The sequence below is a fragment of the Pseudomonas sp. YuFO8 genome (assembly GCF_035065025.1).
In the GTDB taxonomy this organism is placed as follows: domain Bacteria; phylum Pseudomonadota; class Gammaproteobacteria; order Pseudomonadales; family Pseudomonadaceae; genus Aquipseudomonas; species Aquipseudomonas putida_AE.
Genome location: NZ_JAXDEQ010000004.1, coordinates 143,426 through 154,962, shown reverse-complemented (window position 1 = coordinate 154,962; position 11,537 = coordinate 143,426). Strand labels below are relative to the sequence as shown.

General features: G+C 60.8%; 15 protein-coding genes. 10 read left to right on the top strand and 5 right to left on the bottom strand.

Going from position 1 to position 11,537, the window contains the following annotated elements; all coding sequences use genetic code 11:
* The first annotated feature begins 17 nt into the window (after positions 1-17).
* The 6 genes from hisB (at position 18) to SOP95_RS05605 (ending at position 3,901) form a co-directional block, all read left to right on the top strand.
* Entirely contained in the window at positions 18-611 is a 594-nt protein-coding gene (hisB, locus tag SOP95_RS05630) for an imidazoleglycerol-phosphate dehydratase HisB (protein WP_007939452.1), read from the top strand.
* Positions 611-1,249 (top strand): imidazole glycerol phosphate synthase subunit HisH, encoded by a 639-nt coding sequence (gene hisH, locus SOP95_RS05625; protein ID WP_077186145.1) that lies wholly within the window; start codon positions 611-613, stop codon positions 1,247-1,249. Before hisB ends, hisH begins: the two co-directional genes overlap by 1 nt.
* The gene (locus SOP95_RS05620; RefSeq protein ID WP_095077943.1) at positions 1,250-1,507 is read left to right on the top strand and encodes a DUF2164 domain-containing protein; all 258 of its coding nucleotides are present in this window, start codon (positions 1,250-1,252) and stop codon (positions 1,505-1,507) included. It abuts the gene before it with no gap.
* A 42-nt stretch (positions 1,508-1,549) separates the two neighbouring features.
* Complete coding sequence (gene hisA, locus SOP95_RS05615; protein WP_027617356.1) at positions 1,550-2,287, top strand: 1-(5-phosphoribosyl)-5-[(5-phosphoribosylamino)methylideneamino]imidazole-4-carboxamide isomerase; 738 nt, start codon at positions 1,550-1,552, stop codon at positions 2,285-2,287.
* Between the two features lie 9 nt (positions 2,288-2,296).
* Positions 2,297-3,067, top strand: a complete 771-nt coding sequence (hisF, locus tag SOP95_RS05610) for an imidazole glycerol phosphate synthase subunit HisF (protein WP_007897430.1) — start codon at positions 2,297-2,299, stop codon at positions 3,065-3,067.
* Positions 3,068-3,145: 78 nt separating this feature from the next.
* Positions 3,146-3,901 (top strand): substrate-binding periplasmic protein, encoded by a 756-nt coding sequence (locus tag SOP95_RS05605; RefSeq protein WP_274075149.1) that lies wholly within the window; start codon positions 3,146-3,148, stop codon positions 3,899-3,901.
* Between the two features lie 51 nt (positions 3,902-3,952).
* Here SOP95_RS05605 and SOP95_RS05600 read toward each other — a convergent pair whose 3' ends face one another.
* From SOP95_RS05600 to gpmI, 4 genes are all read right to left on the bottom strand, one after another.
* A complete protein-coding gene (locus tag SOP95_RS05600; RefSeq protein WP_323606513.1) occupies positions 3,953-4,720 on the bottom strand; it encodes a divergent polysaccharide deacetylase family protein in 768 nt (255 codons plus the stop codon).
* A gap of 1 nt (position 4,721) precedes the next feature.
* On the bottom strand, positions 4,722-6,041 hold the full coding sequence (locus SOP95_RS05595; RefSeq protein WP_323606512.1) for a S41 family peptidase: 1,320 nt from the start codon (positions 6,039-6,041) through the stop codon (positions 4,722-4,724).
* Positions 6,042-6,075: 34 nt separating this feature from the next.
* On the bottom strand, positions 6,076-7,371 hold the full coding sequence (locus tag SOP95_RS05590) for a murein hydrolase activator EnvC family protein (RefSeq protein ID WP_323606511.1): 1,296 nt from the start codon (positions 7,369-7,371) through the stop codon (positions 6,076-6,078).
* A gap of 231 nt (positions 7,372-7,602) precedes the next feature.
* On the bottom strand, positions 7,603-9,132 hold the full coding sequence (gene gpmI, locus SOP95_RS05585; RefSeq protein WP_274075153.1) for a 2,3-bisphosphoglycerate-independent phosphoglycerate mutase: 1,530 nt from the start codon (positions 9,130-9,132) through the stop codon (positions 7,603-7,605).
* Positions 9,133-9,285: 153 nt separating this feature from the next.
* On the opposite strand from gpmI, the gene SOP95_RS05580 reads away from it, so the two are divergent.
* From SOP95_RS05580 to secB, 3 genes are read left to right on the top strand one after another with little or no spacing between them, the layout of a single operon-like run.
* On the top strand, positions 9,286-9,699 hold the full coding sequence (locus tag SOP95_RS05580; protein WP_274075154.1) for a rhodanese-like domain-containing protein: 414 nt from the start codon (positions 9,286-9,288) through the stop codon (positions 9,697-9,699).
* 1 nt (position 9,700) lies between these two features.
* A complete protein-coding gene (gene grxC / locus SOP95_RS05575) occupies positions 9,701-9,955 on the top strand; it encodes a glutaredoxin 3 (RefSeq protein WP_008058538.1) in 255 nt (84 codons plus the stop codon).
* A gap of 43 nt (positions 9,956-9,998) precedes the next feature.
* The gene (secB, locus tag SOP95_RS05570) at positions 9,999-10,484 is read left to right on the top strand and encodes a protein-export chaperone SecB (RefSeq protein ID WP_274075155.1); all 486 of its coding nucleotides are present in this window, start codon (positions 9,999-10,001) and stop codon (positions 10,482-10,484) included.
* Positions 10,485-10,615: 131 nt separating this feature from the next.
* Here secB and trmL read toward each other — a convergent pair whose 3' ends face one another.
* Entirely contained in the window at positions 10,616-11,071 is a 456-nt protein-coding gene (gene trmL / locus SOP95_RS05565; protein ID WP_323606510.1) for a tRNA (uridine(34)/cytosine(34)/5-carboxymethylaminomethyluridine(34)-2'-O)-methyltransferase TrmL, read from the bottom strand.
* Here trmL and SOP95_RS05560 point away from each other — a divergent pair.
* Positions 11,070-11,510, top strand: coding sequence for a hypothetical protein (locus tag SOP95_RS05560; RefSeq protein WP_323606509.1), 441 nt, complete (start codon positions 11,070-11,072; stop codon positions 11,508-11,510). The two genes, trmL and SOP95_RS05560, sit on opposite strands and share 2 nt — an antisense overlap.
* Positions 11,511-11,537: the final 27 nt, after the last annotated feature.

Sequence of the window (11,537 nt, the reverse complement as noted above, 5' to 3'; positions counted from 1 at the left end):
ATTTTGCGGAGCTGGTGATGGCCGAACGTATGGCGTCAGTCGAGCGCGACACTCTGGAAACCCAGATCAAAGCCTCGATCAACCTGGATGGCACCGGAAAGGCCCGATTTGATATCGGTGTCCCTTTTCTTGAGCACATGCTGGACCAGATCGCCCGTCACGGGCTGATCGACCTGGATATCGTCAGCAAAGGCGACCTGCATATCGATGACCACCACACCGTGGAAGACGTCGGTATCACCCTGGGCCAGGCATTCACCAAAGCCATCGGCGACAAGAAAGGCATCCGTCGCTACGGCCACGCCTACGTGCCGCTCGATGAAGCGCTGTCGCGCGTGGTGATCGACTTCTCCGGCCGCCCAGGCCTGCAGATGCATGTTCCGTACACCCGTGCCACCGTCGGCGGCTTCGACGTTGACCTGTTCCAGGAATTCTTCCAGGGCTTCGTCAACCACGCCAACGTCACCCTGCACATCGACAACCTGCGTGGCCACAACACCCACCACCAGATCGAAACCGTGTTCAAGGCTTTCGGCCGCGCGCTGCGCATGGCTGTGGAGCTCGATGACCGCATGGCCGGGCAAATGCCTTCGACCAAGGGCGTCCTGTAATGCAGACAGTCGCGGTTATCGATTACGGCATGGGCAACCTGCACTCGGTGGCCAAGGCCCTCGAGCACGTCGGTGCCGGCAAGGTCCTGATCACCAGCGATGCCAACGTGATTCGCGAAGCCGACCGGGTGGTTTTCCCCGGCGTTGGCGCGATTCGCGACTGCATGGCGGAGATCCGTCGCCTGGGTTTCGATTCGCTGGTGCGTGAAGTCAGCCAGGACCGTCCGTTCCTCGGCATCTGCGTGGGCATGCAAGCCTTGCTCGAGCGCAGTGAAGAGAACGACGGCGTCGACTGCATTGGCTTGTTCCCGGGCCAGGTGAAGTTCTTCGGCAAGGATCTGGTCGAGGATGGCGAGCACCTGAAAGTCCCGCACATGGGCTGGAACGAAGTGAAGCAGAAGGTCAGTCATCCGCTGTGGCATGACATTCCGGACCTGGCGCGTTTCTACTTCGTGCACAGCTACTACATCGCCGCCGGCAATGCCCGGCAGGTGGTCGGTGGCGGTCACTACGGGGTCGACTTTGCCGCAGCGCTGGCCGAAGGCTCGCGATTCGCCGTGCAGTTCCACCCGGAGAAAAGCCATACCCATGGCCTGCAGTTGCTGCAGAACTTCGCCGCGTGGGACGGTCGCTGGTAAATGGCCGTCAAGAAGAAGCCGCCGATCCTGACCCTCACTCCCGAGCAGGAGAGCGAGGCCAATCGCAAGATCAAGCGTTTCATGGAAGATCGCTTCGAGCTCGACCTCGGTTCGTTCGAGGCGGCCGAGATTCTTGAGCTGTTTACCCGTGAAATTGCTCCGCACTATTACAACAGGGCGATTTTCGATGTGCAGACGCACCTCAAAGAGAGGTTCGAAAGCATCGAAAGCGACCTGTGGGCGCTCGAGAAAAACTGATTTCCGAGCCAAGCTGAACATTCGAATTTGAAGGTTTGCCAGATGCTGATTATTCCCGCTATCGATCTCAAAGACGGTGCCTGTGTTCGTCTGCGCCAGGGCCGCATGGAAGATTCCACAGTGTTCTCCGATGACCCGGTGAGCATGGCTGCCAAGTGGGTGGAGGGCGGTTGCCGTCGTCTGCATCTGGTCGACCTGAACGGCGCGTTCGAAGGCCAGCCGGTCAACGGCGAAGTGGTCACGGCGATTGCCAAGCGCTACCCGAACCTGCCGATCCAGATCGGCGGCGGTATCCGCTCCCTGGAAACCATCGAGCACTACGTGAAAGCGGGCGTGAGCTACGTGATCATCGGCACCAAAGCCGTGAAGGATCCGGCCTTCGTTGCCGAAGCCTGCCGTGCGTTCCCGGGCAAAATCATCGTGGGTCTGGATGCCAAGGACGGTTTCGTCGCCACTGACGGCTGGGCCGAAATCAGCACCATCCAGGTGATCGATCTGGCCAAGCAGTTCGAAGCCGACGGCGTGTCCTCGATCGTTTATACCGACATCGCCAAAGACGGCATGATGCAGGGTTGCAACGTGCCGTTCACCGCCGCGCTGGCCGCTGCCACGAAGATTCCGGTGATCGCTTCCGGCGGCATCCACAACCTGGGTGACATCAAGACCCTGCTCGACGCCAAGGCGCCAGGCATCATCGGCGCGATCACCGGCCGCGCGATCTACGAAGGCACCCTCGACGTCGCTGAAGCGCAAGCTTTCTGCGATTCGTACAAAGGCTGAGGACTGACCATGGCGCTGGCCAAACGCATCATCCCTTGCCTGGACGTGGACAACGGCCGGGTCGTCAAAGGTGTGAAGTTCGAGAACATCCGCGATGCCGGTGACCCGGTGGAAATCGCCCGTCGCTATGACGAGCAGGGTGCCGACGAGATTACCTTTCTCGACATCACCGCCAGCGTTGACGGTCGAGACACCACGCTGCATACCGTCGAGCGCATGGCCAGCCAGGTGTTCATTCCGCTGACCGTGGGCGGTGGCGTGCGCACCGTGCAGGACATTCGCAACCTGCTCAATGCCGGTGCGGACAAGGTCTCGATCAACACCGCAGCCGTTTTCAACCCGGAATTCGTCGGCGAAGCGGCGCAGCATTTTGGTTCGCAATGCATCGTGGTCGCGATCGATGCGAAGAAGGTCTCGGGACCTGGCGAAACCCCGCGCTGGGAAATCTTCACCCATGGCGGTCGCAAGCCAACCGGCCTCGACGCCGTTGAGTGGGCGAAGAAGATGGAAGGCCTGGGGGCCGGTGAGATCCTGCTGACCAGCATGGACCAGGACGGTATGAAAAATGGCTTCGATCTGGGCGTCACCCGCGCCATCAGCGATGCGTTGGGCATTCCGGTGATCGCTTCCGGTGGTGTCGGCAACCTGCAGCACCTGGCCGACGGCATTCTCGAAGGCCACGCCAGCGCAGTATTGGCAGCGAGCATTTTCCACTTCGGTGAATACACCGTTCAGGAAGCCAAGGCATACATGGCACACCGCGGGATTGTGATGCGCTGAACAAACCGCTGCAGGCCAGTGGACATCATGGCGGGCTCAGGGCACTCTTGGGCACGCCATGGATTTCGGTAGCCAGACATGTTTAAAACCATTCTTCTTGTCCTCGCCAGCGCTTCCTTGTTGCTCCTAGGTAGTGCGCGCGCGGCAGACAGCTCCGCCACAGAGCTGGTGTTGCTGACGGAAAACTTCCCGCCCTACAACATGGCCAGGAACGGCAAGAACTTCGCTCAGGACGAGAACATCAATGGCATCGCCGTGGACATCGTTCGTGAGATTTTCAAGCGCGCCGATATCAGCTATAGCCTGACCCTGCGTTTTCCGTGGGAGCGGGTCTACAAGCTGGCACTGGAAAATCCCGGCTACGGTGCATTCGTGATGGCGCGTTTGCCGGACCGCGAGCGGCTCTTCAAGTGGGTCGGGCCGATCGGTCCGGATGACTGGATCATGCTGGCCAAGGCCGACAGCAAAATCTCCCTCGAAACGCTGGAAGACGCGCGCAAGTACAGGATTGGCGCGTACAAGGGCGACGCCATTGCCATGACGCTGGCCAAGCAAGGCTTGAAGCCGGTGGTGGTGCTGCGCGACCAGGACAACGCGAAGAAACTGGTCAACGGCCAGATCGACCTGTGGGCCACCGGTGATCCGGCTGGACGCTACCTGGCGCGTCTGGAAGGCGTGAGCGGGCTAAAGACAGTGCTGCGCTTCAACAGCGCCGAGCTCTATCTGGCGTTGAACAAGGATGTGCCGGACGATACGGTGGCCAAACTGCAGGCGGCGCTGGATCAGATGCGCAAGGAAGGCAAGGTGGACGAGATCATGGCGCAGTATCTGTAAGGTAGATCAAAAGATCGCCGCCTGTTGTAGCTGCGGCAGGCTGCGATCTTTTCAGCGGTAAACCCCATCCTTTCCATGCGCAGCCGTCGCGCGATTACCGCGCACGCTGATCATCTGCTTGATATCAATCCACTCGATCCCTTGAGCTTTCAGCTTCGGCAACTCGCGCTCCAGCACCGCCAGGGTCTGCGGATACGGATGCCCGATCATCACCGCTGATCCCTGCTTGTGAGCCAGGCTGATCGCTGTCTGCAACTGGGTGTAAATTGCCGCTTCAGTGCGCTCATCATCCAGGAACACATCACGCGAAACGCTCGCCAATCCGATCTTCTGCGCCTCGGCGGCGGCCACCGTCTGTGCGCTGGTGCGGCTATCCAGGAATAGCTTGTGTCGACGCTGCAAGTCAGCCATCAACCAGGCCATGGCCGGTCGTTGGGCGGTCATGCGGCTGCCCATATGGTTATTGATGCCGGCGGTGTAGGGCACCACCTCAAGGGCTGCGTTCAGGCGTTTCTCAAGCTCGTCGATGGGCAAGTCAGGACGCCAGGCGAACGGCCCGGTGGCCGGGTCCATGGGCATGTGCAGGATGACGATCTTGCCGGCGCGATGGGCTTCGCGGGCGAATTCGGTGGCGTGGGGAGTGTCAGGCATGATCGCCGCGGTCACAGGGCCCGGCAGGGCCAGTACCTGGCGATCCCGGGGCAGGCTCTGCCCCAGGTCATCGATGATCAGCGTGATATAGGCCTTTTGCGGGGCGGGCGCTGCGTGAGCAACACTCGCCAGGCAACACAACAGCCCCAAGGCTAACCGCAGTAGCATCTCAGCGGCCGGACGTGATGCTCAGCCCTTTGAGCAGGCTCAGGGCCTGGGCCAGTTGGTAATCGTCGTCCTGCGGCATCGGCTTGGCCTTGCCGCCGGAACTGCTCGGCTTGTCGGCGCCGCCGTTGCCATTGCCCAGGTGACCCTGCAGATCGGCTTCCTTGAAGTAGTCGCCGTCTTGCTCGTTGGTGATCTTGGCCCTGCGCACTTCGATGTCCGGGATGATGCCCTGGGCCTGGATCGAGCGGCCGTTTGGCGTGTAGTACAGCGCCGTGGTGATCTTCAGGGCGCGCTCGTTGTTCAGAGGCAGCACGGTTTGCACCGAGCCTTTGCCGAAACTCGGCGTACCCATGACCACCGCACGTTTCTGGTCCTGCAGGGCGCCGGCGACGATTTCCGAGGCCGAGGCGCTGCCGCCGTTGATCAGCGTGACCATCGGCACGGCTTCGCTTTCGTCCTTGCCGGTGGCGGAGAAGCGCAGTTCGGAGTTGGCGATGCGGCCCTTGGTGTAGACGATCAGGCCCTTGGTGATGAAGTGGTCGACCACTTCCACCGCCGCTTGCAGCACGCCGCCCGGGTTGTTGCGCAGGTCGAGGATGATGCCGTTGAGTTTCTTGCCGTTGTCTTTGCGCAGCTTGGCCAGGGCCTTGGACACTTCTTCGCCGGTCTTGACCTGGAACTGGGTGATGCGGATGTAGCCATAGCCCGACTCGAGCAACTGGCTCTTCACGCTCTTCACCTGAATGATGGCGCGGGCCAGGGTCACATCGAACGGGGTGCCGCCGTCGCGGACCAGGGTCAGGGTGATTTTCTGGCCGATCTTGCCGCGCATCTTGTCCACGGCTTCGGTCATGGTCTGGCCGCGAGTGGGCTGGCCGTTGATCTTGACGATGAAGTCGCCCGCCTGGATGCCAGCCTTGGAGGCCGGCGTGTCATCGATCGGCGACACCACCTTGATGAAGCCGTCCTCGGCGCCGACTTCGATGCCCAGGCCGCCAAACTCGCCGCTGGTGCTTTCCTGCAGTTCAGCGAAATCTTCAGGGCCCAGGTAGGCGGAGTGCGGGTCAAGGTTGCTGAGCATGCCCTTGATCGCGTTTTCCAGCAGGGTCTTGTCGTCTACCGGTTCGACATACGCGGCCTTGATCCGATCCATGACCTCGGCAAAGGTGCGCAACTCTTCCAGCGGCAATGGCGCCTTGGTGGTCGCGGCAGTGCCCGCAGGCGCGACTGCCGGGGCCGGCTGAGCGGCAAACGCCAGAGGCGCGCCGATCACCAGGGCGATCGCCAGGGCCAACGAGGTAAGGCGGGACAAATACAGCATGTCGAACGAACTCCTAATGTAGGTGACTCAGCGCCTATCCTTGCGCGCGGCACCATTGCGCCGGATCACTCGGGTGACCCTGCTGACGAATCGCAAAATACAACGCTGGTGTGTCCTGCCCGCCACTGTTACCGACAGTGGAGATGGATTCACCGGCTTTTACCACGTCACCCGCAGACTTGAGCAGTGTCTGGTTGTGACCATAAAGACTCAAAAAACCGTTACCGTGGTCGAGAATCACCAGCAGCCCGGCACCGCGCAACCAGTCGGCGAACACCACGCGACCGCCATGCACCGCGTGCACGGTGCTGCCGGCAGAAGCGCCGATCATCACGCCGTCCCACTTGGTCCGGGTATCGTCGCCACGGCTTTCACCGAAGCGTGCCAACAGTCGACCATCAACCGGCCACGGAAGTTTGCCGCGGGTAGACGCAAATGCACCGCCAAAAGTTTCGCCTGAGCTTGAAACCAATGCGCCGGGTGTTGATTTAACGGGTTTGCGTGGGGCGTCATCGCTGGCATCTGCCTGCGCCTGGGCCTCACGTAAACGCTTTTTTTCGGCTTCCTGCTGGGCAATCAGCGCTTTCTGTCGCGCCTCTTCTGCCTCACGAGCCTGGCGGGCCAGGGTTTCCTCAATGGTTTTAAGGACTTTAGACAGGTCTGCCTGATCCTGCTCACGGGCTGCCAGTTTCTGGTCGCGAGCCTTCACGTCTTCGTTGAGCTTGGCCAGGACTTGCTGGCGCTCCTGGCGAACCTTCTCGAGTTCGCCACGCTGGGTTTCGAGGCTGCTCTGCTGCACCAGCAATTGCGCTTGCTGCAGGCCGATGTCTTTTTCGACATTGGCCAGCTGGCGCAGGGTTTCGTTGAAATTCTTCAGCTGCTCCAGGCGGGCCTGGCTCAGGTAGTCGTAATAAGTGAGTGTGCGGGCGAACTTCTCGGGGTTCTGCTGGTTGAGCAGCAGTTTCAAGTACTCCTGGCGGCCGTTCTGATAAGCCGCGCGGGCCTGGATGGCGATCAGTCGCTGCTGTTCAGTGCGCGCGCTCTGGAGTTTTTTTTTCTCCGCATCGAGTCGCTGCAACTCGGATTCGCTTTTCTGCAGCTCTTTTTGCAGGGCTTCGACCTGCTTTTCGAGCTTGCCCATCTCGGTCTCGGTGCCCTTGAGGTCTTTCTGTACGCCGGACTTTTCTTGCTGCAGCTTGCCCAGCAGTTTTTTCAGCTCGGCAATGTCCTGACGCGTGGCGTCCAACTGTTGCTGGGTTTGCGCGCGCTCGTCGGCGAAGGCCGGTTGGAGCAGGCAAGTCAGGGCAAGGGCTATCAGGACGCGGAGCATAGAGGCGGGCGACACCAGGGAAAGGGACGTCCTAGTATGCCCGCCAAGCGCAGCAAAAAAAATGCCCATTTCTGACTGTGTGATGACTGGACCCAAAAACACCCTAAAACCAATGTGGGAGCGGGCTTGCTCGCGAATGCGATGGGTCAGGCGACGACGATGTCGACTGATACTGCGCATTCGCGAGCAAGCCCGCTCCCACAGGGTTTTATGGTGTTCGGGATATCCTGGTCAGACCAGAATCGAAGTCCCGGTCATTTCCGCCGGTTGTTCCAGGCCCAGCAGTTTCAGCATGGTCGGTGCCACGTCCGCCAGCACGCCGCCTTCGCGGACTTTCAGGTCGCGCTTTCCGACATAGATGAAGGGCACCGGCTCGGTGGTGTGCGCGGTATGGGCCTGGCCGGTGGCCTCGTCGGACATTTGCTCGACGTTGCCATGGTCGGCGGTGATCAGGGCTTCGCCGCCGACTTTATCCAGCGCTTCGACGATGCGGCCGACGCAAAGGTCCAGGCACTCGACCGCCTTGACCGCCGCTTCGAACACGCCGCTGTGGCCAACCATGTCGCCGTTGGCGTAGTTGACCACGATCACGTCGTAACGCTGGTTTTCGATGGCGTCGACGATGCGGTCGGTGACTTCCGGTGCGCTCATCTCCGGCTGCAGGTCGTAGGTGGCGACTTTCGGCGACGGGATCAGGATGCGCTCTTCGCCCGGGAAAGGTTCTTCACGACCGCCGGAGAAGAAGAAGGTCACGTGGGCGTATTTTTCGGTTTCGGCGATGCGCAGCTGGGTCTTGCCGTTTTTCGCCAGGTAGTCGCCCAGCACGTTTTCCAGGCTGCCGGCAGCGAAGGCCGAAGGTGCAGGAATGCTGGCGGCGTATTGGGTCAGCATGACGAAGCCGGCCAGTTTTGGCTGACGGGCACGCTCGAATTCCTTGAAATCGTCTTCGACGAACACGCGGGTCAGTTCTCGGGCGCGGTCGGCGCGGAAGTTCATGAACACCACGGCGTCGCCGTCTTCGACCTTCACCGGCTCACCGATGGAGGTGGCTTTGACGAACTCGTCGCTCTCGCCACGCGCGTACGCGGCCTGCAGGCCTTCCTGGGCGGTGGCGGCGTTGAATTCGCCATGGCCGTCGACGATCAGGTTGTAGGCCTGGGATACACGGTCCCAGCGGTTGTCGCGATCCATGGCGAAATAACGGCCGATGAGGCTGGCGATGCGGCCTTTGCCCAGGGCCTGGAAGGTGGCGTCCAGCAGTTCGATCGACGATTGCGCGCTTTTCGGCGGGGTATCGCGGCCGTCGAGGAAGGCGTGCAGGTAGATTTTTTCAGCGCCGCGCTTGGCGGCCAGTTCGGCCATGGCGACCAGGTGATCCTGGTGGCTGTGCACGCCGCCATCGGACAGCAGGCCCATGAAGTGCACGGCTTTACCGGCGGCGACGGCTTTGTCCACGGCGGCGCAGATGGTCGGGTTCTCGAAAAACTCGCCGTCGCGGATCGATTTGGTCACGCGGGTGAAGTCCTGGTACACCACGCGGCCGGCGCCGAGATTCATGTGGCCAACTTCGGAGTTGCCCATCTGGCCGTCGGGCAGTCCAACGTCCATGCCGCTGCCGGAAATCAGGCCGTTGGGCACGGTGGCCCACAAACGATCCAGTACCGGCTTCTTCGCCGCAAAGATGGCGTTGGATTCAGGGCTCTCACTGTGACCGAAGCCGTCGAGAATAATCAGGACCAAAGGTTTAGGCGTGGTAGTCATGGAGTCCGCTCGTGGCTGAATTAAAAGAGGGCGATGGAAAAGGGAGTGGCAGTTTAAAGCGAAGTTCCGGCCACGTCACCGCCGGACGGGGTTTGGCCCACCATAGTGGCTGTGTATACTGGCCGACATTTTAACGCCCTGGAACCTCCTTCGATGGTTGCTCACCTGATTGAATTTGCCACTAACCACTACATCCTCGTCGGTATCTTCGTCGTACTGCTGGCGTTGCTGATCGCCTACCAGATGCAGGGCGGCGGCCGTAGCCTGAGCACTGGCGAACTGACTGGCCTTGTCAACAAGGATGCCGGCGTGGTGATCGACATTCGTCCGACCAAGGACTTCGCCGCCGGTCATATTGTAGGCGCGCTGAGCATTCCTCACGACAAACTGGCTGCACGCGTCGGCGAGCTGGAAAAACACAAGGCCAAGACCATCATCCTGGTCGACGCCATGGGCCAGACGGCCGGTACCCACGCCCGCGAGCTGGTGAAGGCAGGTTTCACCGCCGCCAAGCTGTCCGGTGGTGTGTCCAGCTGGAAAGCCGACAATCTGCCGCTGGTGAAGTGATATGAGCAACGTCGTCGTCTATTCCAGCGATTACTGCCCTTATTGCTCCCGAGCCAAGTACCTGCTCGAGAACAAAGGCGTGGCCTTCGAAGAGATCAAGGTCGATGGCAAGCCGCAGGTGCGCGCCGCGATGGCTCAGAAAGCCGGACGCACGTCCGTGCCGCAGATCTGGATCGGCAGCACCCACGTTGGCGGTTGTGATGATTTGTTTGCCCTGGAGCGCGCCGGCAAGCTCGACGCGCTGCTCAAGGCCTGAAATTCCATACCCTATAAAAGCCCAAGATCAGAAAGGATCTGAGATGACTGACCAACAGAACACTGCAGCCAGCGAAGAAGAAACCGCACCGCAATTCTCCTTGCAGCGCATCTACGTACGTGACTTGTCCTTCGAAGCCCCGAAAAGCCCGGCGATCTTCCGCCAGCAGTGGGAGCCGAGTGTCGGTCTGGATCTCAATACCCGTCAAAAGGCTCTGGAAGGCGACTTCCACGAGGTCGTGCTGACCCTGTCGGTCACCGTGAAGAACGGTGACGAAGTGGCATTCATCGCCGAAGTGCAACAGGCGGGTATCTTCCTGATCAAGAACCTGGACGACGCTTCGATGAGCCACACCCTGGGTGCATTCTGCCCGAACATCCTGTTCCCGTACGCTCGCGAAGCGCTGGACAGCCTGGTGACCCGTGGTTCGTTCCCGGCCCTGATGCTGGCTCCGGTGAACTTCGACGCGCTGTACGCGCAAGAACTGCAACGCATGCAGGCAGCGGGCGAGACGCCGACCGTCCAATAAGCGTTCCTGAAGTCGAAGCAAGTCCAATGTGGGAGCGGGCTTGCTCGCGAAAGCGGTCTATCAGTCGACATTGATGTTGAATCTGATGACCCCTTCGCGAGCAAGCCCGCTCCCACATTTGTTTCGGGGTGTTATTTGAAATCGTTTTGGCGCCAGGCCTCGTACACGGCCACCGCGACAGTGTTGGACAGGTTCAGGCTGCGGCAGCCTTCGCGCATCGGCAGACGCAAGCGTTGTTCTGCGGGCAGGGCGTCGAGCACATCGGAGGGCAGGCCACGGCCTTCCGGGCCGAACAGGAACGCATCGCCCGGTTCGAAGCTGGCGTCGTGGAACGGTCGCGAGCCCTTGGTGGTGAAGGCAAACACCCGCGGATGACCGAGGCTTTCCAGGCAGCTGGCCAAGTCCGCGTGGCGTTGCAGGGTGGCATACTCGTGGTAATCGAGGCCGGCCCGGCGCAGGCGCTTGTCGTCCATCTCGAAGCCCAGCGGTTCGATCAAATGCAGGTGGCAGCCACTGTTGGCGCACAGCCTGATAACGTTGCCGGTGTTCGGCGGAATTTCTGGTTGGAAAAGGATGACGTGAAACATGCACGGCTCCGAAGGTAAAGATGAGCGGCATTCTACGCCGCAAGCCGACCCTCGTTCGAAACTATTCCCGCGTGTGATGGCTTCACTGGCAATCGTCGGGGTCATGGTGGGGCTGATGATCGGTCGCCTGACCACTCCCGACCCCAGTCAATTGCAGCAGGTCGAGGTCACCGGTGACGGGCTGGTGATGTGGTTCAACAACGAACCCAAGACCCACGGCGAAATAGTCGATGGTAGCGTTGCTTTGCTGTTCGAGGCTGAGGGCACGGCGCAGAAGGGCCAGCTCAAGCTCCATGACAAGAACGTGAACTGGCGCGTGCGTAAAAGTGATGGGGGATTGTTGCTGACGCTGGTGGCGGCCCGGCCCCTGCAGGGGGAGTGGACCGGTAGCGAGGTCGATGACCGCTGGCGGTTGGAGATCCATCTCCGTGAGCAATAAAAGAGGGGAATCCCCGGCCTGCCTGTA